Here is a 24,306-nt window from a genome sequence, read left to right on the forward strand (position 1 = left end):
GTAAATTGTTAGCATGTAAATTTTACTTGAAGGATAACGACTAATACACAGCTTATGAAAAATTCAAAACTCAATATTTGTAACGCGACTATTCATCCTGGCGAACAGGTTAATCTGGCTCTACCTTTACCTGATTTCTATTCATGTACTTCATTTTATATGCCTATAAAAGTAATTCACGGCAAAGAACACGGACCCTGCTTGTTAATTTTTTCGGCTGTTAAAGGAGATGAGCTAAATGGACTGGAAATTATAAATCGCTTACTCGAATCTGATAGATTGTCTCGAATGCGAGGAACTCTAATTGCTGTTCCTGTTTTAAATATTCTTGGGTTAATCGGTCCATCAAGAGCACATAATGATACAAATCTTGAGCGTTGTTTTCCCGGTGTAGAAAATGGTTCATATGGTGAGCGTATAGCTCACATCTTCACACAAGAAATATTAAGTAAAAGTGATTTTTGTATAGAATTACAAACTGGCTCTATCAACCATGAAATTTTGCCTCAAATTTATTGTGACTTAAATAATGTTGAAAGTAAGTGCTTAGCTAAAAGTTTTAGAGCCCCCGTTATTACCAATGTCAACATGCAAAATAATTCATTGAGAAAAACTACAGAACAATTAGGTATTCCCATGCTTGTCTATCAAGCAGGAGAAGCAATGCGATTTGACAAATCGGCAATTAGTTTAGGTTTATCTGGGATTCATAACGTGATGGAGGCTTTGAGCATGCTGGATGTGTCTGATCAAAATGATTATGTATTCAAACCTGTTTTTTCGCAAGATCAAGACTGGATCCGTACTCATCGTAGTGGTGTGTTTTTGAGTACCGTAGAGCTTGGACAAAGAATTCAAAAAGGACAGTGTATCGGAATCATTAGTGATCCTTTCAGTGCTGATACAGCTGAAGTTCTAAAGGCAGAGCATGAAGGAATAGTGGTAGGTATAAACCGTCATCCATTAATTTATGAAGGACAAACTATTTTTAAGGTAGCTACTTTTATCGATAATAATCGAGCCGAAATCGCTTTAGAAGCCTGGGGCAAAGAGGCTCAAGAATGAGTGCAGAAAATAAACTCAATTTAAAAGGTTTATTAGTCTGGCTTATCTGTGCACTCTTTTTTATGTATGAATTTTTATTGCGTACAGTGGTAGGCACTTTTCAAACACAACTAATGAATGACTTAAACCTAACACCGATGACTTTTTCTTTGTTAAGCACAACAGGATATTTAGTCATTTATGGAGTAATGCAAATTCCTATTGGAATTATTACTGCACGCTTTGGATTAAAAAAAGCATTATTTATTGCTTTAATTTTTTGTGCAAGCTCTACAATGGGCTTTGCCTTATCCCAACATTTCTGTGTAGCAATGTTGTGCCGCATCTTCATGGGTTTAGGTTCTTCTTTTGGATTTATTTGTTTGTTAATTGCTGTCTATGATTGGATGCCTAGAAAAAATATTGCTTTGTTTATAGGTATTTCTCAATTTATTGGTACCTTAGGCCCAATGCTTGCTGCAGGCCCATTAAACACATTGTCTCAAAACTCTATGTTAGGATGGCGTGGTATATTTTTCAGTATGGCAGTTATCGGTATAATTATTGCTGTACTCACATTGTTGTTTGTAGAAAACAATCGTAATACTCGAGAAAAATTTATAGTACTTACCAAACCTATCAAAGTATCACAGAATTTATTAAAAATAATCAGTCAAAAACAGGTGTGGAGCATTGCACTTTTTTCTGGTTGTGTTTACTTTGCTATTGAATATTTTTCAGAAAATATCGGGGTGGAATTTCTAATAAAAAAAGGATTTTCTCCCGTATTTTCCTCCTACATGATAACATTGGCATGGTTAGGTTATGCATTAGGTTGCCCCTTACTCGGTTTTTTATCTGATAAGCTACAACGGAGAAAACCTCTAATGCTCACAAGTGCTTTTACAGCTTTAATATCCCTCTCCGGAATTATATATTTTCCATTTGGAAAAACACTAACAGGGCTTAGTTTTCTAGCCCTTGGTTTAAGTGCCAGTGGACAAAGCATCGGATTTGCAGCTATTGCAGAGCAATGTAAAGAAGAGTATCTGGCAATAGGGTTAGCTTTTAATAATGCGATGATAGCGATAACTACATCAGTTAGTGCTCCAATAATAGGGAGTATGTTGCCTTATCCTGCACAAATAAAAAATTATCAGGAGGCCCTCTTTCTCGTTATTATATTTTCTATAATTTCGGTACTGATTTCAGCTTTTGCCATCAAGGAAACGTTTGGAAAGTCAGTGAGAGAAAATACAGTACTCTCTTTAGACCCAACCAAACCATCCTATCATTTAGGTGTTGTTGAATAACAAACCAATTAAAAAAAGCAACTCTTTATAACTATGTGAAGGGTTTTGATTCATATTCAATCTGACAGTGCAAAATTAATATCCTATTATTAAATCAAGGAGGGTAAATATTGTTCATTACTTGAATTTTGAATGCATATGATTTTTTGAGCAACAATCAAAAAGCAAGGATGAAATATGAAAAAAATACTCTTGACTGTTTTTGCGACATTACACACATCATGGGCATATAGTGCTGCTTATTTTGGACCAACGCTCTGTGCTTATTCGCAATATGATTGTTTAAAAATAGTTCGTGGTGATAGTTGGGAAAATCTTTTTCCAGATCCTCAACAGCGTGATATAGTTCAGCGGTTGAATCGTAGTTACAATGTTCTTTGGCCCGGCAAAGAAATAGCAGTTCCCGTTAATTTAACAAATTTAAGTCTTTTCGATATTGCTCCATTTTCATTAAAAGTTGATACTAATGGAGAGAAATTAATTGTTGTTGATCAGGAAAAGCTGGCTTGGGCTGCGTATAACCATCAGGGGCATTTAGTCAAATGGGGACCTATCTCTTCAGGTCGTGATAAATGTGTTGATAGCCCAAAATCATGCAGAACGCTCACTGGAATATTTCGCGTCTTTAGTAAAGAAAACGAAAAGTGTCAATCCAATACCTACGATAATGCCAGGATGCCTTATTGTATGTATTTTCATAAAGGATTTGCTCTTCATGGTTCTAATGACATTCCAGGGTACCGTGCGAGCCATGGCTGTGTGCGTATGTTTACAGAAGATGCCAAATGGCTAAACTATGAGTTTATTGAATTATCCAGCGAAAAAAATAATTTTCTAGGGACTAAAGTCATAATAAAGCCATTACTCACCAATTTTAATGAGTTCAACTAAAAAAAGTAATTCTCAACGCCCAAGTTTTGTAAATTTGATGGTTTTGGCGACACCTCTCAGCTTTATATACGGTCCAGAGGGGCTTAGATCTCAGAATCTGCTGTACTAAAACGCAGAAGTTTCTCTGAAATTTTTTGAATTACTTGTGATCTTATTTCTTTTTCTCTTATAAACAGATGCCCACTATTAAATTGTTGGAATTCACAATGTTCCAATGAATGAGCCGCCCACCCTAAATGATCTTCTGGAGAGACCCAAGTATCCTGTTTGCCTAGAAATACGGTAATATTTGATTTTAAAGGCGATTCATCACGATAACCGTAGCTTTTTACAATATTCATATCACTGATAAAAATCGGTAATAAGACTTTAATAATACTTTTATTCATCCGCTCATCACTGTAATCAACAATGCCGTTTTCTTTAAATACTATGGATAAAGCCGTTAATTGTTCGTCGTCTAACTCACTGATTCGTTCTGGGTCTAAATCAAATAAGTTAATATTCATTTGCTGCAGTGTTGTCAGCAAATTATCCAAGCTTTTGGAGGGAATACGCGGGTCAGGGTATGCTGAGGCAAATAGATGTGCGGGTTGCGGCAAATTATGGCGACGTAAATAGCGACTCAGTTCAAATCCAATAAGGGAACCAAAACTATGGCCAAAAAAAGCAAAAGGGAGGTTGAATTGGGGTTTAAGCTGATTGGCTAACATTGAAACCAAGGTATCGAGGTTGGCAAGAGGTGGTTCCTCCATTCGATTTTCCCTGCCTGGCAATTGGATGGGGCATACTTCGATGAAATCAGGAAATTCCTGTTGCCATTCGCGATAAATTGAAGCACCGCCACCGCCAAAAGGGAAACAAAACAAACGTACTTGTGCATTAGCTTGTATTGTTCGATTGGCGATCCAGAGAGTAGACCGCGTGGGAAAGTGCTCCGGGTCTCCTTGCACTACTGGTTCTATAGCGAATTTCTGAAGAGGTTTAGTCTCAAATTGAGCTTGGGGTACAGGAGGTTCTTGCTGGGAACCTAACCATTGGCTTGCTAATACATACTCGGCAATCTCATGAATGGACGGTCCTTGCATCATCAAAGGCAAAGAATAAGTGATGCCTAAGTTTGTTTCTATGATTCGGATCACTGCCAGCGCCATGAGTGAGTCCATTCCTAGTTCATGCAAGGATTGGAAGGGTTTGATGTCGTCTTGGGGCATTGAAAAAATCATCGCAAATTGCTCCGTTAAGTACCGAATCAATTTGGTTTGACACACTTCATAAGGCAATGATAAATCGAGTTGGAATTGGGATTGAATCTCCATAATTTGGTTAATTTGCAGGGTATCATTGAGTACGGTCATGCGCAGATCATGGCATGCAGCGATCAATTCATGATTTTTATCCAGCAAGTACCAGTCAGCAATGATGTATTTTCCTTCTGGATGCAGTTCTTTTAATACAGTGTATATATATTTCTGATCTTCTACTGAGCCATAAAACTCTAAAGCGCCCATATGTGATGCAATATAGGGTTTGGTGAATTGCTTGGGCAACAATAAAAAGAGTGTCTGAATGCAGGCATCAATAATACCTGGATGCATTCGGGTTACAAATTGTTTCCCTCGCTCTGAGGACTTGGGTTCGCGTAACTCACAAAACAGTTCATCCTTATTCGCCCAATATTGCTGTGCCCAACGAATCGTATCACCGGCGGGCATGCCCATGCCTGTTATTCGGTTATAAAACAGTTCACCAGTTCCCGAGACAGGGAGTCGTTGCAGGAGTTCGTCCTGGGTTTCAATTTGGTTGTACGAGGGCAAAATATTCAGGGCTAAAGTACCACTTGCATGCTCTATCCACGATTCTTTGCCATCATTGCTGTAAAAGCGAAAGGATAATATGCCCTCTTCATCTGTTTGGATGATAAGTTGTACCAAGATGGTTTTCCCATCCAAAACTAATAGGGGTGATAAATAATTGAGGTTTCGTACTTTAAAAGAGGCTTTTTGCGATAATTGCTTGGTTGCATAGGCTAACATTTCCAGATAATAACCTGCATGCAAAACATAAAAAGTATCCTGAACTTCAGGCATTACTTTTGTATCAAAGACAAACTCAAACTGTCGTGCGGGTAAAGGCGAGGCAAGAACTTTACCCCGCATGGGATAGGTTGTATTGATTCTTTCATTGATGTTTTGTTCTAGGGTTGGCCAATATGTTTTGTGTTGCCATGGATAAAACGGCAAATCCAGAGGTGCATAAGAACGTTCTTCTTCATATTTTTTCCAATCAATCTGCGCATGGGCGACATAGTTTTTTGCTAAAGCAGGCAAATCCAAAGTAGAAAACTCAGATATCGGGTTAGGGGTAATGGATTTTTTTTGCTCGTGATTGATAAATACAAACTCATTTCGAGCATCTGGATCGGTACGCAACGCAAACAGTTTTTGGTAAAGATCAGTAACTGAATCAGTTATGATTGCTACACGGTGTGCAAAATGAGAGCGCCTGATATGGAGGTTATAGCAAAGCTGTGCCAAATTTGTTTCCGGATTATTTTTTAAATAATCACACCAACGAGCAATTAATGCAGATAATGCAGATTTTTCTTTTGCAGAAAGGGTAAATAATTCTTTATCTCTGGAGATCCCATCGGTAAAAATGGGCTGCTCATTTAGAGAGAGTTCGCGTAATACAAGATGGGCATTAGCTCCACCAAAACCAAAACCACTTACTCCAGCAATACCGGTATCGCTGTATCTGGGTAATTGTTCCGGTTGATGGGGAATCTGCAAAGAATAACGCTCAAACGGAATATGGGGATTGGCCTGGTTAAAGTTAAGATGGGGGGGAACCAAACCATTTTTTAAGGATAAAGCCGTTTTAATCACACTGATAATGCCTGCAGCAGGTTCCAAATGACCTACGTTGGTTTTGACTGAGCTAATCCAACACGGCTTATCGGTGCTGCGATTTTTACTGATTACTTCGCCTAAGGCTTGAATTTCAATGGGATCGCCAAGGAACGTGCCTGTTCCATGGCATTCGATATAGGAAACATGGGCGGGATCTGTTTTGGCTGTTCGATAAGCTGCCCGTAATAGTTGTTCTTGCTGCAAACCATTAGGCGCCGTTAAGCCGTTTGTTTTGCCATCTTGATTCACTGCGGCGCCAGTGATTACTGCATAGACTTTGTCCTTGTCCTGTAATGCCTTGGCAAGCGGTTTCAAAATAATGGCGCCTGCACCTTCTCCTTGCACGTAACCGTCTGCTTTGGCATCAAAAGTATGGCATTGTCCGGTAGGAGAGAGCATGGTTGCTTTGGCTAAAACTGAATGAATGGAAGGTAAAAGGTTGATATTCACTGCACTCACTAAGGCAGTATCACATAATTTTGCGTGCAGGTTTAAACATGCTAATTGAATGGCGATGAGCGAAGACGAACACGCCGTATCTAGTACCAGGCTGGGGCCACGCAAATCGAATAAATACGATAATCGATTTGCTGCCATGCTGATGGCGCTCCCTGTAGGAATAAATAAAGCATCCATATCTGAATCCAGTTTTTGCAGGTGGCTAAACTGACTTGCATACAAACTGGAAAAAACACCCATATTGGAGCTTGCTAAGGCATCAACGGTCAAACCTGCATCTTCAAGTGATTCATAGGCTACCTCCAATAAAATGCGTTGTTGTGGATCCATTCGCGTTGCTTCACGTGGGCTAATACCAAAAAAATACGCATCGAACGCGTCAATCTGGGGTAAATAACCACCCCAATAAGGCAAATTAACATCACGTTGTGCCATTTCTCGAGTTCCTTTCAGGAGCTCCCAGCGTGTGTCAGGAAGTGGTGAAATGACATTTTTGCCTTGGCATAATAATTCCCAAAATTCTTGAGGATTATTGGCTTCAGGTAAGCGACAGCTCATTCCAATAATCGCAATGGGATCAAATAATTTTTCATTCTGCTCTTGTAAAAGCTTCTTGAGCTTTTGGATCATTAACAATGATTTTTTTAAGGTAGTTGTATCATTCATAAGTCAGCTCTAATTCGTTTAATTCCAACTCAAGCAGTTCATTGAGCTGTGCTTCATTTAACAGATCCAGATCCATGCTCCCTTCCGCATTAATAAGTGGCGCAGGCACTGGTGCACAGTTGACTTGCACGCGTTGCATGATGTAATCAATTAATTGGTTTAAAGTAGGATAGCGATATAAATCCATCGGTGCGACGACATCAGGGAAATGTTTACCCAGTTGTTCGGTATAATCGATACCCGTAATTGAATCCATTCCGTACTGTTGGAAAGGTGTTTCTCTATCAATTTCAGTGACTTCTAATCCTAATACTGATGCAAAGCAATTCAAGACTAATGCAGTAATTTCTTCCTGATTCAATGAGGAAACAAATGCTGTTTGAGTGCTTGAGGCATACTCGGCAACAAAATGGGTAAAGAAATCAAGTTGCTTGGCTGTGGCATTCACGTGTAAAAATTTTTTCCATTGAATGTTACATACTGTAATTTCAGCGGGGTTAAGTCTCAGCAAGGCATTCAATAAAGCAATTCCTTCTTTAATACTTAGAGAGGCCATCCCTACAGCATCTAAAAATGCATCATGATTGTGTCTATGACTCATTCCTTTTTCTGACCAAGCGACCCAGTTAATACTTGATGCAGGTAATTGCATACTACGACGATATAAGGAAAGTCCGTTCATAAACTCATTCGCCACAGCATAAGCACTAAGTCCTGCCATACCAAAATGGGGAACTGCCGCAATGGAAGAAAACAGCACAAACGAAGACAAATGAGCCTGTAAAAAGAGTTCATGCAAGACTAATGAACCGTGTATTTTTACGCGTAATACGTCACGCCATAATGCCTCATTCATATTCTCAATAGTGACATTATCCGTAGTGATTCCCGCTAAGTGAAAAACACCGTCAATAGGTTGTTGCCAGGTTTTTTCTGCCTCTTTGATGATTATGCGCATGTGCTCTTTATCAGCAACATCAACCGCAGCGTACCGAACTTGTGCGCCTTTTGCTTCTAACTGTCGGAGCCATGTATTTTTTTCTGACGTATGTGGTGAGAGTTCTGTTGTTCCTGTAAGCAAAACAAAGCGGGTTCCTTGAGTGACGATAAATTCTGCTACTTCATAGCCTAAAGCTCCTAAGCCACCCGTAATCAAAGCTGCTACAGGCGCTTTCCAGGAAGGAATCACCTCGTGATTTTGCGGTAGTCTATGAGGAATGAAGCGAATGGTGTGCCTTTCGGAAGCACGGTAGGCAATATGATTTTGTTGGGTTTGGTAAAGCCCTAACTCCTTAATCAGGATCTTGGCATTTTGTTCTCTGTTTTCATTCACATCCAAATCAAGCAATAAAGCCTGGTATTTTGCTTGTTCGGCGGCAAAAATACGGGTCATGGACCAGAGATGATGTTGCCAGATGTTGAGGGTATCCGAGGGGTCAACCTCCTGCGCCGATTGTGATACAAGACAAAAAGTTAATTGATGCGACCAAGAATGCTTTACCATCGCTTGAAATAAATAGAGTAATGCCAGACTTGGATCGGCATGGTTTTCTTCATTTGCATCAGATACAGAACATACATAGATGACGCCTGTTAAATTGTCTTCGTGTTGGGCATGAAGTGTTGTAAAAAGCAGTTCATAATCTGTTTTTTGTGAGGCATTGAGGGTGTACTCCTGATCATGAGTTGATGCAAATTGATTGCGAGCAAAACAATAAATCCCTGCTTGTTCACCAAGTTCCTGCTTTAATGCAGGTACTGACTCCGGTTCACAGAATATGAGCCATTTCCCCTTTTGAGGAATTGATGCAGACTGAGTCGTTTGCGGATTTTTCTCCCATTGAGTGATGTAAAGCCAATCTTGGACATCAACCTGTTCTGTATTGGTACTGGGAAGTTGAATCGCTGGTTGCAGCGTTGGCTGGGCTATAGGAAGTGTTTCTACCTCTTTTGTAGGTATCCAACAGCGTCGTTTAGTAAATGGATAAGTAGGTAACGAAATAAGATTAGGTAAGTGTTTGTATAATCGTTCCCAATCCACTTTCGCCCCATTAATCCAATGCTGAACTAATTCTTCATAGAGCTCGTTGCTGATTAATTCCTCTATGTGAGTAGCTGCTTGGTGGTTACTTTGAGTCGTGTAATTTATCCAGGTATTTGGGCCATTGTTATGAGGATAGTTTGCCAGTGCAGCAAGCAATTCGTCTGTATTTTCCGCAATTACTGCAAATCGTGCCGTCATGTGCTCTCGTCCTGTTTGTAAAGTAAAACACGCATCTCTGAGCCATTCTTTATTTCGTGTATGGCTGTTTTGCAGCACATAACGATGCATTTGCTGTATTTGTATTGCCAAACGTTCTTCATTTAATGCAGATAATAAGAAAACGTAGGGGCTATTTAGTGCACTTTGGGGAAGTATTGGGGGAATGTATTCTTCAATAATCATATGCACATTGGCGCCGCCAGCCCCAAAGGAGCTCACTCCAGCCCGACGTGGCGAATTATTATCGGGTTGCCAATCGCTTAGTTCTTGCTGAACATAGAAAGGGGAATTTTGAAAATCAATAAAAGGGTTTAATTGCGTGCTATGTAGTGTGGGTACTAATTTTTGGTGACGCATTTGTAAAAGTACCTTGGCCAATTGCGATATGCCTGCTGCGGACTCCAGGTGTCCAATATTGGATTTGACGGAACCTATCGCACAAAATTGTTTGTCTTCGGTGTAGTTTTCAAAAGCATCTTGTAAGCCGCGAATTTCAATGGGATCCCCCAATGCGGTGCCTGTGCCATGCGCTTCAATATAAGATACCGTTCGTGCGTCAATCTCGGCATTTTTTAAAGCCTGGAGAATTACAGCAGCCTGGGCATTAGGATTGGGAACAGTATAGCCGCTGGTTTTGCCTCCATGATTCATACTGCTTCCTTTAATTACCCCATAAATCCTATCATGATCGGCAATTGCATCAGCTAAAGGTTTTAATAATACAGCGCCAACCCCTTCTGCTGGCACATAACCTGTTCCCCCTTCAGCAAAACTAGCACACCGTCCTTGTTCGGACATAAAATTAAAACTGCCCAGGAAGTGATATTTACTGGGATGTAATGACAAATTAACGCCACCAGCGATCGCCATGGCACAATCACCACGCAAGAGGCTCTCACACGCTAAATGTATTGCCGCCAAGGAGGAGGAACATGCTGTATCGACAACGAAGCTTGGACCGTTGACATCAAGGAAATAAGAAATCCGGTTTGCCACTGAAAACGATTGAATATCCAGAGGCACCCGATTTCCTTTTTGCCACTCTTCCGCGATAAATAATGGGTAAAAATTATAAGTCACCCCAGCAAAGACACCGACTGAATTTTGGGCTTTACGTTTTAATTTGTCACGGGTATACCCTGCATCTTCCAAGGTGGACCATACGGATTGCATGAACAAGCGTTCTTGTGGATCCATCAGTCCTGCATCGCGTGGTGAAATATTAAAAAACAGGGGATCAAATTTATCGATATCAGGAATAAATCCCCCATGGGGGAAATAGTGTTCTTCTCCTCCAATTATTACAGGGTACTCTTTGTAATCCCAGCGATCAGCAGGAACTTCACTGACACAGTCGCGTCCGCAACTTAAGTTCTGCCAAAACTCATCCATAGAATTGGCCATAGGAAATGTGCCGCTTAACCCGATAATGGCAATATCACGAGATGAATGACTTATCTTGGGTGAAGCGGTTAGAGGCTTAACTGCTTTCGTTTCAAGAGGTGTTGCTAAGGGTATGCTCTTGCCCTCGAACACCAGTGTGGATAATTTTTCTTTATAATTTTTGAGCAAGTAGTTTGCTAAATCATTTAATCGATTGCGTTCATAGAGCAATGTTTTAGGTAAGGTGCCAAAATCTTTTTCCAATCGATTGGTAATTTCCAAACCAATCAAGGAGTCTACTCCAAAAACCTCATACGTTTCATCTGCTTGCATGAGTTCGGGAGAAGTACCTAATTGTTTTGCGAAGATTTGCTGTAAATACATCAGGGTTTGTTGATGATTTATCGTAGAGCCTACATCCCGCGTCTTGTACGCGGGATCCATGGATGCCGTGGACAAGCCACGGCACGTCGCGCTCATAGATGTTTGTGGCATAGGCATGAAATCGGATTCCAAATCATACCAGTAACGCTGTTTGAGGAATGGATAAGCAGGTAACGAACCCAAACGGTGTATCTTTTCTCCGTGATAAACATGTTGCCAGTCAATGACATAGTGTTTTGTATATAAATCCGCCAGAATAAATAATTTATGACGATATTGATCCGAATTTTCGGGCTGAACTAAGGCTTTAATTGTTGCCTGATATACTTCATCAAATGCTGGCCCTTGAATCGTGCAGGTTTGGCCTTCATTCATCATGCAATATTCGGGAATTTCATGGTTAACTAATAAGGTCAACGCATTCGCTAACGCATCAAGAGAATCGACCACCAGGGCACAACGGTAAATAAAATGCGCTCGCCCAACATTGAGCGTAAAACTAAGTGAAGGTAGGGAAACTGTTTCCTTATTTTGATTAAGCCATTGGTGCAGATCCACTATTTTTTGCTGTATGCTTTCCTGGCGTTTGGCAGAAAGCGTGATTAAATAATAGGGTTTGGCTTGCCGGTTTTCGGCCATTCGCTGATGGGGACGGCCTTCCTCGAGAATAATATGGGCGTTGGTTCCACCAAATCCAAATGAGCTGACTCCAGCACGCAATGGAATATCATTTCCAGCTTCATTTTTGATGCGCTGCCAGGTTTGGGTCTCTTGGGCAATGTAAAATGGCGTATCGGTTAAATTGATATAGGGATTTAATTCATGCAAATGCAAAATACCCGGAAGGGTTTCATGCGTCATGGCCAAAATCAGCTTAATCACTCCGGCAATTCCCGATGCAGGTTCTAAATGACCGATATTTGTTTTTACAGAACCTAAGGCAATCGAGTTTTGCTTGACTTCAGATGAAAGTAAGGTTGCAAATGCACGTTTTAAACCCTCAATTTCCACAGGATCACCTAAGGCAGTACCTGTCCCATGGGTTTCAATATAAGTTACCGTATCCGGAGCGAATTGAGCTTGGGTATAGGCGCGAATCAATAGCTCGCTTTGTGCGGCTGCATTGGGCGCAGTCAAAGATTGCGCTTTGCCGCCATGATTTACTGCGGTTGCTTTAATGACGCCATAGATATGATCCCCGTCTTCTTGTGCTTGCTTTAAAGGTTTCAACAAAAGACTGGCTACACCTTCTCCCTTAACGTAGCCGTCTGCGGTTTTAGCAAAAGTTTTGCAACGACCCTCTGCAGATAAAGCCCCCAGTTGGCTGGTGACTACCAGGGTATCGGGGCTCAATATGAGGCTTACGCCGCCTGCAACAGCCAAATCGCATTCGCCATGACGGATTGCTTGTACTGCACGGTGAATTGCAACCAATGAGCTTGAGCATGCGGTATCAATGGCTTCACTTGGGCCTTGAAAATTGAAAAAGTAAGAAACACGATTGGCAATCATGCTATGCGAATTACCCGTGGCGATAAATCCATGGTGTTCTTTTTGTTGTTTGGCAATTAAGGTCTGATATTCGCTAAACTCAACGCCGGCAAAAACGCCAATGTTCTGCGCGGATAAGGCAAAGGGGTCATAACCTGCATCTTCAATGGTTTTCCATACAATTTCCAAAAAGAGCCGTTGTTGCGGATCCATGAGATTTGCTTCTCGGGCGGAAATATTAAAAAAACCTGCATCAAATTGATCGAAATTGGTGATAAACGCGCCCCATTTGGAGTTACTTTGATGCGCTTGATTCCCATAATAATCACGCCAGTCCCAGCGTTCTATAGGGATCTCGGTCACTAAATCATCACCTGCGAGCAAATGCTGCCAAAATGCAGCAAGATCATCGGATTGTGGGAAAAGCCCTTGCATACCAATAATGGCAATCGATTCAGCTCCATCAGTTACTCTCTGCCTGGGTTTTATCGTAGGAGCATGAATTGGCAGTTGTGCTGCTTCATGATGTGCTTTAGCTATGGCTTCCGGAAATTGATTCATCAGGTATTGACCGATTGAGCTCACACTACTGTGTGTAAAGAAGATGGCGGGGGTAAACTCGATTTGGTAGCGTTCAGCGATCTTTTTAGCCAATTCAATAAAATGCACCGAATCCATCCCGTACTCACCAAGATTTTTTTCTAGTGCAATTCGGTGTTGGTTCATTTTCAATATTTGGACTACTTGCCGAGTAAGAAACGAGCTGACCTTGTCGATGAGTGCATTGTGCATTAATGGCGAATCGGTTTGTCTTTCCTGAATTACGCTGCATTGGTCCACATCAGAGTACCAGTAACGCTCCTTGGCAAAAGGATAAGTAGGTAAGGATATTTTTTTCCTGGATTCACCTGCATGGATTTGTTTCCAATCCAGCTCCTGGCCTTCTACATAAAGTTTGGCCAGCGCCAATAACGTTTCTTTATATTGGGAAGGCTGAGACGATTGGTGCATCAGGATGGGTAAGAGGGTGGGACTCAATAGCCTGGTTTCAGAGGTATTTGTTCCATCTGTTTGGAGAACCAATTGCGCAGGTTGTTGTTGTGCTTTAAATTGTTGTACACAGTGAATTGCTTCCTCTAGTGAACTGACCACCATAGCGCAACGACAATCAAAATGAGTTCTGCCTGTATTTAATGTGTAACTGACTTGCTCCAGTTCTGCTGCTGGATTGTTTTCCCACCAAGTTAACAAATCATCCAGACGTTGATTTAATGCAATTTCTGTCTTGGCAGATACGGTCAGCAAATAATGTGATTTATTCCTTGTTGGTCCATCCAATGTCTCTGGGGCTTCGGATAAAATCAGATGAGCATTAGCACCTCCTGCACCAAAAGAGCTGACTCCGGCAATGCGTGGTGCATTGGGTAATGGTTGTTGCCATTCACTTACGGTGTGTTGCACACGAAATGGTGTTGTGGACCAATTAATATTGCTATTTAATGGTTCAGAAAAAAGAGAGGGTACCAGAGTATGATGTTGTAATTGCAAGACCACTTTGGTGACCGCAGCAATCCCTGCGGCAGACTCACAATGGCCAATATTGGATTTTACAGAACCAATAGCACAGTATTGTTGCATTTTTCTTTGGCTAAATACCTTATTTAATCCAGCAATTTCAATAGGATCGCCCAGTGAGGTTCCAGTGCCGTGTGCTTCAATATAACTGATATATGCTGGGTCAATATTGGCTTTTTGGTAGGTTTCAGCAAGCAAGTCTGCTTGTGCATTAGGATTAGGTACTGTGTAACCGTTTGTTTTTCCCCCATGATTGAGGTGGCTGCCTTTAATCACTGCATAAATAAGATCGCCATCTGCAAGTGCATTATCTAGGGGTTTTAGCAGGATTGCGCCAACGGCTTCACCCGGTACATAACCATCGCCACCCTCGCCAAAACTACGGCAATGCCCATCACGTGCTAAAAATTTTCCATGGCTTAACAAGAGATATTTATTGGGATGCAGGGAAAGATTCACTCCACCAGCAAGGGCCATATCGCATTCGCCTTCATGTATGCTTTGGCATGCTAAATGGATTGCTGTAAGCGAAGAAGAACACATGGTATCCAGTGCGATACTCGGACCATGCAAATCAAAAAAATAGGATACTCGATTGGCAATTGAAGCAAATATGGAGTTTGTGGGAACAAATTGATTGGCATGTGTAGATTCGTTACCAAATAATTGATATTGCCCGTACATTACTCCCACATAGACACCTACTTTTTGCCCCGCTAAGGCGTCACGCGCATATCCGGCGTCTTCTACGGTTTTCCATGCAGTTTCTAAAAACAATCGCTCCTGGGGATCCATTAACGCGGCTTCGCGCGGTGAAATATTAAAAAAAAGCGGGTCAAACTGATCCACATCTGTTAAAAAGCCGCCCCATTTACTGTACGTTTTACCCGGCTGATCTTGATGCATATCAAAATAGTCCGCCAAAGCCCATCGCTCTGGAGGAATTTCGCGGATACAGTCTTTCCCTGCATACAGATTGTGCCAAAATTCGGTTAAATCCTTAGCATCAGGATAACGTCCGCTCATCCCAATAATAGCGATATCCCTCGATTTTGATGGATTTTTTGTCACACTAAGTCGTTTGGGAGCGATTACCAAGGGATAGACTGAATTCGTTTTCGTTACTGCATCAGCAGGTAGGCGTTGAATTAATTCATGGGCATAATGCTCCATGAAGTAGTCAGCTAAATCTGCTACATTTCGGTATTCAAAAAATAATGTTTTGGGTAACTCCCTGAATTCATTGCCTAAACGTTGGTTGAGTTGAATGATCATCAAGGAATCGATGCCATAATTTTCAAAAGGCAAATTCCTATCAATACGCTCTGGTGCGCATTTCAAAGTCTCTGCCAGTATTTTTCTCAAAAAATCTTCAATATCCTTCTTTTGAAATTCTGCTGCAGAGGCGCATTGCTCCGTGCCTCCGCGCGCTTCTTTCTCTACAATGAGTGTCCAAAGAGGTCTGGTTTGTGTACGTAAATTCGAATTGAGTTCCGGAGGATGAGTCCTCATAGAGTGTTTTAACACGGAATTATTCTGCAATGCGCTCAGGAGTTTTAGTTGATAGCCCGGGAGAACAATGCAATGTGCAGCATCATACTGCAAAGTCTGTAAGAGTGCGTTAAATCCTTGTTGCGTGGATAAACTGATGATACCTAAGGTTTGCTCCAGCACCTGTTGGTATTCAGGGGCAATCTGCAATCCTCCTTCTTCCCAATGTGGCCAAGCAATTGAAAGCGTTCGGCCAAAGCAATGGCCCAAGGCTCTTTGCTGTTCCCGCTCGTGAGCAAATTCATCCAGAAAACAATTGGCATAAGCATATTCGCTTTGTCCCATGTTACCGAATACGGCGGCTACGGATGAAAAGAGGACGAAGAAATCCAAAGCCTCGTTACGTGTTGCAGTATGTAAATTGCAGGCGCCGTAAATTTTGGGTGCTAAAACCTTTGCGATTTCAGGCACTGTTTTATTTACAATAAGTCCATCGTGGGTAAGGCCCGCAGCATGAATAATGCCGTTAATCGCGCCAAAATGCTTTTTAGTACTTTGAATAAGGGCTAGGACTTCCTCGTAGGATGACACATCAGCAGGTATATAAACCACTGAGGCACTGTGCTTTTCAAGTTCTGCAATGCGCTTTTGAACGTGCTCAGACATAGGGGAACGCCCGGTTAATACGATTTTGGCCTGATACTCTTCTGCCAAATACGATGCGAACAAATAACCCAGTCCTCCCATTCCGCCAGTAATTAAATAAACCCCTGACTTTTTGAGAATTGGTGCTGCTGATATGGATGAGGGGAGGGCTTCATAACGTCGAATAGAGCGGTGATTTTGTTTATCGTACCGAACTTCAATTTCATTTTGGGTTAATTCCCTTGCCAGCAGACTAAGATCATGTAATTCAATAAAACGACAGGAAATGTTGGATTGCTCTTGATGCAGGCTTTTTGCAAATCCAACTAAAGCACGTGAAAAAAGAGAAGGTCCTTTACTGATACAAATTAATTGGACTGGATTTTTAGGTTTTAGTTTACTGATTTGGGTCACCAAACTATGAACCAGATAATAGGTTTGATCCAAGTTTTTTTGGATCTCTTTAGGCGAAAACAGGGGTTCATCAAATTCTTCCAGAGCAAGAATAATGTATTCGCTTAACGAATCGATAGGGGTATGTGCAAAATGAGAATTTTGTATTCGTTGACACGATATCCCGGGATCAGCAAATTGTTCTTTTATTGAGTTTATTAACTGCTCATTACTTCCTAGAATCAGTATAGAGTCTGGGCGTTTTCCTGTTGCTGAATGCAATGGTTGAGCAACCCATACAGGAGAATAATAGGCGATAGTAGCTTCTTCAGGTTTAATCGAGTCTTGCACCGCACCTAAGGTAAATCCCGTAATGCCCAACAAGAGTGCCCCTTCAGCATCGCTGACTTGAATATTAAAAACGGGCATATGGTGATTATCTGCAGGAGAAATCAGATGGGCATATACATAACAGGTATTTGCCAGAGGCTTATAAATATCCATCTGGGTAATAGCAAAAGGCAGATAAAGCACCTCACGATTTTTAAGCAAAGCCTGAGTTGTTTGTAAAATCCCATCGAACAAACAAGGATGTATTATAAATTCATCGTGCTGGGCAGGCACAGAGGAGGGCAGGGTAAGTTCTGCCAAGAGATGAGTCTCGCTAAAATGAAGGGTCTGAATGACGCGAAAACTTGGGCCATAGGTTATGCCTGCATGTTTAAAATAAGTATAAATGGCCTCAGGATCTTGAGTATGGGGCAATACTGATTTTAATTCCTGAATGGGAAGTGGAGTATGGCGGCTATCGGGAGAATGGTCCCCATAATGAATGTCTCCGCTGACATAAGAAACAGTCGCATCTGTGTTTGTGATTGCAAATGAAACACCATCAGTTTCAGGAAATAAATGGACATGTACTGGATTGGACCAATCCGAAGTTTTTATCGGTTTTTTCCAGATAAGATTGCTTAGAGTAGCTGCATGTTGATTACTTGCAGCCAGACTGGCTGCAGCACGCGCCATTTCCAAACATACAGCGCCAGGTAGTACGGACTCATCATTTATTCGATGCTCACACAAATAAAATTCTTTCCCTGAAAATTGCTTACTAAAAATAGATGAGGAAAACGTAGAGAGATTTTCATCGAGCAATGCATGTACTTTGCGGTATAAATTATTTTTAATTTCCACCCAATGAGTTTCTTTGGCGAAGGGATAAGCAGGAAGCGAGATTTTTTCCTGATAATTACCATAGATTGTGCCCCAATCAATCGATTTTCCCTGTAGATAATGATTGCGGATATGATTCAAATCAGCAGGGCTATCACGATTTGTTGACTCTATCGCAACTAAATACTGCTCTAGATCTTCGCTGGATAGAATAGAGCCTAACTGTTCCTTTAATTCGGCAACAGTCTTGACGATGAGGCACAAACGCTTGGCAAAATGGCGTCTGCCTGCATTTAAGGTGTAACTGAGTGAAGCCAGACTTGGTAAATCCTGTTGCTGATCCAGCCAGCTAAGCAAATCAGCAATTCGTTGCTGCAAAGCGGACATTGTCATCGCCGATAAGCAAATCAGATAAGAGAAATGATTAGGGGATGGAGCGTGTATGCGTTCCGGACTTTCTTCAAGGATGATGTGAGCATTTGTACCACCAAAACCAAATGAACTGACTCCCGCTCTTCTGGGGGTTCCTGCTGCTTTGGGCCATTTAGTTGTTTTATCAAGGAGATAAAATGGACTGTCCTCAATTTCAATATAAGGATTTAATTCATTGAAATGCAAATTCGCGGGTAAAATCGCATGGCGCATGGCGAGCAGAGTTTTAATGATTCCTGCAATTCCTGCCGCGGATTCCAAATGGCCAATGTTTGTTTTAACAGCACCTAATCCACAGTACTGTTTTGGCAAGGCTTCGAGATTCTGTTCTAATGCCAAATGTTGAAATGCCTTTTTTAAGCCATTAATTTCGATGGGATCACCGAGTGGTGTGCCGGTGCCGTGGGTCTCGATGTATTGAATGCTGTCGATGGGTACTTGAGCGCGTTGACATGCAGTAATGATTACTTCTGCTTGGGCATTTGGGTTGGGTGCAGTAAGCGTATTCACATGTCCGCCATGATTCACCGCAGTTCCTTTGATTATCCCATAGATGTGATCGCCATCGCGCAATGCCTGCGTTAATTTTTTTAATAAAATGGCACCTGTACCTTCACCGCGTACGTACCCATTGGCGTTTTTATCAAAAGTTTTGCAACGTCCATCTTCACTTAACATGCCGGCTTGATTCGCTGCAATAAAAGAAGTTGGGGTAATTAAAGTATTTACTCCACCTGCAAGTGCAAGATCACAATCACCTTGCAAAATCGCATGGACTGCCTGGTGAACAGCAACCAGAGAACTGGAGCACGCGGTATCAATTGTTTCACTCGGCCCACGCAAATTTAAAATGTAGGAGATCCGATTGGCAATCATACTGTTCATGGTGCCCGTCGTAAGATAGGCATCCATTACCTCATTTTTTTGCAATAATTCAGCATAATCATGATTAAATACGCCTACAAACAGGCCGGTTTTCGATGCTGCAAGGGTGGACGAGTTATATCCTGCATCTTCAATTGTTTTCCAAGCGGTTTGTAAAAATAATCGTTGTTGTGGATCAATTAATTCTGCTTCGCGAGGGGAGATATTAAAGAATGTTGCATCAAATTGATCGACATGATCAATGAAACCACCCCAGCGTACGGTTAAATTTTGCCAGTTCCAGCGTGATGAAGGTACTTCACTGATGCAATCTTTTCCCTGACATAAGTTATCCCAAAAGGTAGCCACATCGGGTGCTTGTGGGAAAACGCCACTCATTCCAATAATGGCGATGTCGTTTGTTTCCTTAATGGAGTGTTTTGCTTCCACCGATAGCGACTTTTCCGATTTTTTATCTAATAAATCCGTATAAAATTCTTCTAAAGTAGAATATTCATACAAAGCTGCAGGGGATAAAACGAGCTGATAGGTTTCGTTAAGTAAGGCTGTGAGCTGAATGATATTAATGGAATCAAAGGAATATCGGCTCAGGGGTGCATCCAAAGCAATTTCTTTTTCATTTATTTTCAGTACATTAGCTACCAGGCTTATGAATTGATTTTCCTTATCACCGTTTGCATTCTGATTTCCCGGGAGCTTTTCTGATAAATCCTGGGTTAATACGGCAAGATTTTTCTCATCAAATAATAATTGAGCTTTTTTTCGTTGCAGTTTGCCACTACCGGTTTTGGGAATTGCTCCTTTAGGGCTTAAAACTACTGCATGAACTTCCACACCATGATGTTTGGTAATGGCATGACGAACCACATTCCTGATTTCAGGCCATAGTGATGGAGGTGTTTCTTCCGACAGCTCCTGCACAATAATAATTTTTTCTTTATTCCCATGTCCTGTAGAAAATGCTACTTGGGGGAGTTTAATTTGGAATTTGGAAAGTGCATTGGCTACGGTGATTTCCAAGTCAAGTGGATAATATTTTTTTCCATAAATAACAATGACTTCTTTTAATCTTCCAGTTAAATAAATTTCGTTATCCAGGATAAATCCAAGATCTCCGGTTTTAAAATAGCGAAGATCACTGCCGGGTACAGTTGCATTGAACACTGTTTGGGTTTCATCAGGACGTCGCCAATAACCAAGGGCCAGTGATTTGCCGGATAACCAAATTTCACCCGTTTCCCCGGCAGCAACGGGCTGTTTTGTTTCTGGATCCACAGCAATTGCCTGCAATCCCGTTAATAATTTACCGCTGCTAACCAATCGTCGTTGCAGATTCTCATTATCTTGAAGTGCTATACAATGTGGTTCGCAACCAAAAGACGTCACCGCGATTGCGCCGGATAATTCAGACATACCGTATGCAGAACAAAATTGCTTTAATTGAAAACCACAGGAATGGAATTTGGAAACAAAATCCATAAGTGTTTGATATTGAACAATATCGCCACCATTGATTGCCACTTTCCAGTGTTTTAAATTAAGCCGAGAAAGCTCTGCTTCTTTAATATCGCGCACACAAACATCATAACCAAAGTTAGGACAACCACTATGTGTTACCCGATATGTTGAAATAGCAGATAACCAGGTAACAGGTCTGTTGATGAATGCAGATGGAGGTACAATAAAAGCGGGTGTTCCATGATAGAGTGGTACCAATATACCACATACTAGCCCATATACATGGGTATGAGGAGCCCAGGTCAAGGTGACACTCTTCTTAGTGTAATGCCAAACCTTAATGGTTTCTTGCAAACTATGCTGCAAGTTTCCATGGGTGATGATTGCTGCTTTAGGGGCAGAAGTTGAGCCCGAAGTATATTGCAAATAGGCTATGGTGTCCTCATTGATAGAAATTGATTGAAAATTTCGGGTCGATTGGGTCTTGAGCACATCAGTGGCCAATATCGGTACTTTTCTTTTTAGGATTGATTCAATACTTGAATGGTACTGAGACAGGCTTAAAACAGCAGCAATATCGGCATCTTCAGCAATGGCGTTCAGGAATGCCTCATGGTGTGTCAATTCATCCATTTTAGGGCAAGGTATTGGCACTGCGACCACACCAGCATACCAACATCCCATCAAGCTCGTTATAAACTCAACTCCTGTTGGGTAAAGAAGGATGACGCGATTGCCTGTTACCTGATAGGTTTGTAAATGCGCAGAAATAATTTGTGCTTGCTTATCCAGTTCACCTAAAGTAAGTTCTGCGGTTTTGTGTTCACCGTCTTCTAAATAGAAAATGGCTTTTTGATGAGGATGTTTTTGCGCCCTATTCTGTACTACACGAACAATATTCTGCATGAGCAACTTCCGTTTGCTAAGTCTATCATTTAATTTGCATCATGCTATCAATACTCCCAGATAATGTCATCTGGTATCGAGAGTTACATTTCTACTATCTTGGCCAAAATCGTTTGATTTTCTGTGCTCCGATGCTCACATACTTCATGTATGCTGCGCTTCGGTGCTCGAAAATCAAAGGATTTTGGCTCAAGCTAGCGAAATGTAAATAGAGCTAAGTTTATACTCTCCTGGTCCTAATGACCTGACTTTCTGTGTTCCGAATGACCTGACTTTCTGTGTTCCGATGCTCACATACGTCAAGTATGCTGTGCTTTAGTGCTCGAAAATCAAACGATTTTGGCTCAAGCTAGCGAAATGTAAACAGACCCTGGTTTTGTATGTTTTTACCAATGAGTCAAAGCGAGGTAGGTATTTTTGGAATGGGTCTTTAAAAATTCAGTAAAATCTTTGGTATCTAAAGGTTTACTAAAATAAAAACCTTGCATTATGTAACATCCGTTTTCTTTTAAAAATTTAATTTGCCCTAGCGTTTCCACACCTTCTGCCAGGCAATCAATATTCATCCGATGTGCCAATGCAATAGTATTAATTACAATGTTTCTGCTATCGATACTGACTTCAATATCTTGAATAAAGGTTTTATCAATTTTTATTTTATTCACTTTAAATAACTTAAGATTTCCGAATTCTGAATAACCCGTACCGAAGTCATCAATGGCCAGTGAGATACCCATCTCCGTAAATTTATTAATAATTGGAATGGCTTCATTTTGAAATGCATTAGATTCTGTCAGTTCCAACTCGAGATACTTGGGAGAAAGTTTTAGTTTATTTAAAATTTCCCCAATACGCTCAACTAAATCATGTTGTATTAATTGTTTGGCTGACAAGTTAACCGACAACGCTAATTGAAATCCCTTGTTGTGCCATTTCTTCAGCTGCTTGCATGCAGTATTTAAAACCCATTCACCAATAGGAAGAATCATACCGTTTGCTTCTGCTAAAGGAATAAATTCCATTGGAGAAAGCAATCCTAAAATCGGGCTCTGCCAACGTAATAACGCTTCTGCACCGCAAATGGTTCCAGTTCTCAAATCAATAAATGGTTGATAATTTAAAATGAGTTCGTTATTTTCAATTGCATGATGGAGGTGGTTTTCAATACTTAATTGTCTGGAGGCATCTGCAGTAATCACTGTATTGTAAATGCGTACGCAGTTTCCTCCCCGCTCGGTTGCCAGTGTGCGGGCTGCTTCTGCATTCGTAATTAATGTATCTACATCTCTGCCATCAGTCGGATATACACTAATGCCCATACTTGCGGTTAAGTTCAATTCTTGTTGGGCAACATAGACAGGATTTTCTAATACAACAAATAAATCTTGGGTACACTCCTCGATTTCTAATGCATCTTTGACTGGATAAATTAAAATAACAAAAACATCTTTACGTAACAATGAAATGAAATATTTTGAATTCTTTTCCGCAAGATGAGCAAAACGCTGAGCAATACGATGAATAATAGTGGCAGAAGCTTGATGGCCGATACTGTCATTAATTTTTATCATATTGTTTAATGAAAAACAGGCAATGGCAAATTTTTGATGATCGCGAATTGCTTTTTCAGTGACACCCTGAATGTGATCATAAAGTAAGCGCTCGTTAGGTAAATCAGTTAATAAATCATGTGTTGCTTGGTAGGTGACTAACTTCAGTGACTTCTCTAATGCTTCCGTGCGTTCGTTAACCCGTTGCTCTAAGGAAGCATTCATATTTTCCAGTTTCCGACTAAGTAATGCGTTTTCATAACCCAAACGAAATAATTTTAAAATAATCCTGTTTCCCACAAAGCACGCAATAAGCATAAATATCCCAAGTACTAAAAATGCACCTGTAATCGAAGTACTGACGTTGTTGCTCTTGGATTGGGATAAATCAATAATTAAATAAAGGTGATATAAAAGTGTAGGGGTAAGTAAGCATACAATACTGGCGATGCCCATTGTTAAATCCAGTGCGGTTGAGAAGGAAAAACAAATCAAAACAGCTGACAAGAAGATAATCGTAGTCATTTTTTGATCGATGCCATCATTCATAAACAAAATGCCAATGCTGCTCCATATCAGGCAGATTAAAATAACAATGTAGAGAAATCCTTGCCGACATTTAATGATTTCTCTGTGGGTTATATGGCTGTATTCAAAACGAAGAGCCCATAAGACATTGAGCAAATTTGCAATCACCAGAAGGATATACCAAGAAATGATTAATATTGGGCGTGTCGAACTATAGATTGCAAGAACATACAGAAGAGCACCAAAAATATTGGCAAAAGCACCAAGCTTAACCATGCTGTGAAATGACTTGGCAGTTTCAAACTCAATTTTTTGCTCAATTTTGCGTTGTTCGCTGGAGGTGAGTTGTGGTGCCTCGCTAAACTTATGTCCATTAGTGGGCTGTGACATAAAAGCTCCTTGCTCAATCATATGAATGAAAGAGTCATTCCCAATCCCTATAGTATAGTATAATTACTATTTTG

At 40.9% G+C, this 24,306-nt stretch carries 6 protein-coding genes; 3 read left to right on the top strand and 3 right to left on the bottom strand.

Annotated features, from left to right (window positions below; genetic code table 11):
• The first annotated feature begins 54 nt into the window (after positions 1 to 54).
• The 3 genes from LXO92_RS04420 to LXO92_RS04430 all read left to right on the top strand — a co-directional run bounded on the left by LXO92_RS04420 (position 55) and on the right by LXO92_RS04430 (position 3,248).
• Positions 55 to 1,065 carry a succinylglutamate desuccinylase/aspartoacylase family protein gene (locus LXO92_RS04420; protein WP_182351511.1) on the top strand — a complete coding sequence of 337 codons (1,011 nt, stop codon included), beginning with the start codon at positions 55 to 57 and terminating at the stop codon, positions 1,063 to 1,065.
• Positions 1,062 to 2,357: an MFS transporter gene (locus tag LXO92_RS04425; protein WP_232890444.1), complete on the top strand. Its 1,296-nt coding sequence runs from the start codon at positions 1,062 to 1,064 to the stop codon at positions 2,355 to 2,357. Before LXO92_RS04420 ends, LXO92_RS04425 begins: the two co-directional genes overlap by 4 nt.
• Before the next feature lie 177 nt (positions 2,358 to 2,534).
• Positions 2,535 to 3,248, top strand: a complete 714-nt coding sequence (locus LXO92_RS04430; RefSeq protein WP_182351513.1) for a L,D-transpeptidase — start codon at positions 2,535 to 2,537, stop codon at positions 3,246 to 3,248.
• Between the two features lie 83 nt (positions 3,249 to 3,331).
• On the opposite strand, the gene LXO92_RS04435 is transcribed toward LXO92_RS04430, so the two are convergent.
• The 3 genes from LXO92_RS04435 to LXO92_RS04445 all read right to left on the bottom strand — a co-directional run bounded on the left by LXO92_RS04435 (position 3,332) and on the right by LXO92_RS04445 (position 24,232).
• Complete coding sequence (locus LXO92_RS04435) at positions 3,332 to 7,285, bottom strand: beta-ketoacyl synthase N-terminal-like domain-containing protein (protein WP_232890445.1); 3,954 nt, start codon at positions 7,283 to 7,285, stop codon at positions 3,332 to 3,334.
• The gene (locus LXO92_RS04440) at positions 7,278 to 21,764 is read right to left on the bottom strand and encodes an SDR family NAD(P)-dependent oxidoreductase (RefSeq protein WP_232890446.1); all 14,487 of its coding nucleotides are present in this window, start codon (positions 21,762 to 21,764) and stop codon (positions 7,278 to 7,280) included. The genes LXO92_RS04435 and LXO92_RS04440 overlap by 8 nt, the downstream gene beginning before the upstream one ends.
• A 386-nt stretch (positions 21,765 to 22,150) precedes the next feature.
• Complete coding sequence (locus LXO92_RS04445) at positions 22,151 to 24,232, bottom strand: putative bifunctional diguanylate cyclase/phosphodiesterase (RefSeq protein ID WP_182351516.1); 2,082 nt, start codon at positions 24,230 to 24,232, stop codon at positions 22,151 to 22,153.
• Positions 24,233 to 24,306 lie beyond the last annotated feature (74 nt).

Origin of the sequence: Legionella resiliens (assembly GCF_021344005.1) — a bacterium.
Taxonomy (GTDB): domain Bacteria; phylum Pseudomonadota; class Gammaproteobacteria; order Legionellales; family Legionellaceae; genus Legionella; species Legionella resiliens.

What these genes read in the sequence shown, in the direction of transcription:
- LXO92_RS04420 (WP_182351511.1), top strand. Translation starts at nt 55, where the DNA reads ATGAAAAATTCAAAACTCAATATTTGTAACGCGACTATTCATCCTGGC.
- LXO92_RS04425 (WP_232890444.1), top strand. Translation starts at nt 1,062, where the DNA reads ATGAGTGCAGAAAATAAACTCAATTTAAAAGGTTTATTAGTCTGGCTT.
- LXO92_RS04430 (WP_182351513.1), top strand. Translation starts at nt 2,535, where the DNA reads ATGAAAAAAATACTCTTGACTGTTTTTGCGACATTACACACATCATGG.
- LXO92_RS04435 (WP_232890445.1), bottom strand. Translation starts at nt 7,285, where the DNA reads ATGAATGATACAACTACCTTAAAAAAATCATTGTTAATGATCCAAAAG.
- LXO92_RS04440 (WP_232890446.1), bottom strand. Translation starts at nt 21,764, where the DNA reads ATGCAGAATATTGTTCGTGTAGTACAGAATAGGGCGCAAAAACATCCT.
- LXO92_RS04445 (WP_182351516.1), bottom strand. Translation starts at nt 24,232, where the DNA reads ATGTCACAGCCCACTAATGGACATAAGTTTAGCGAGGCACCACAACTC.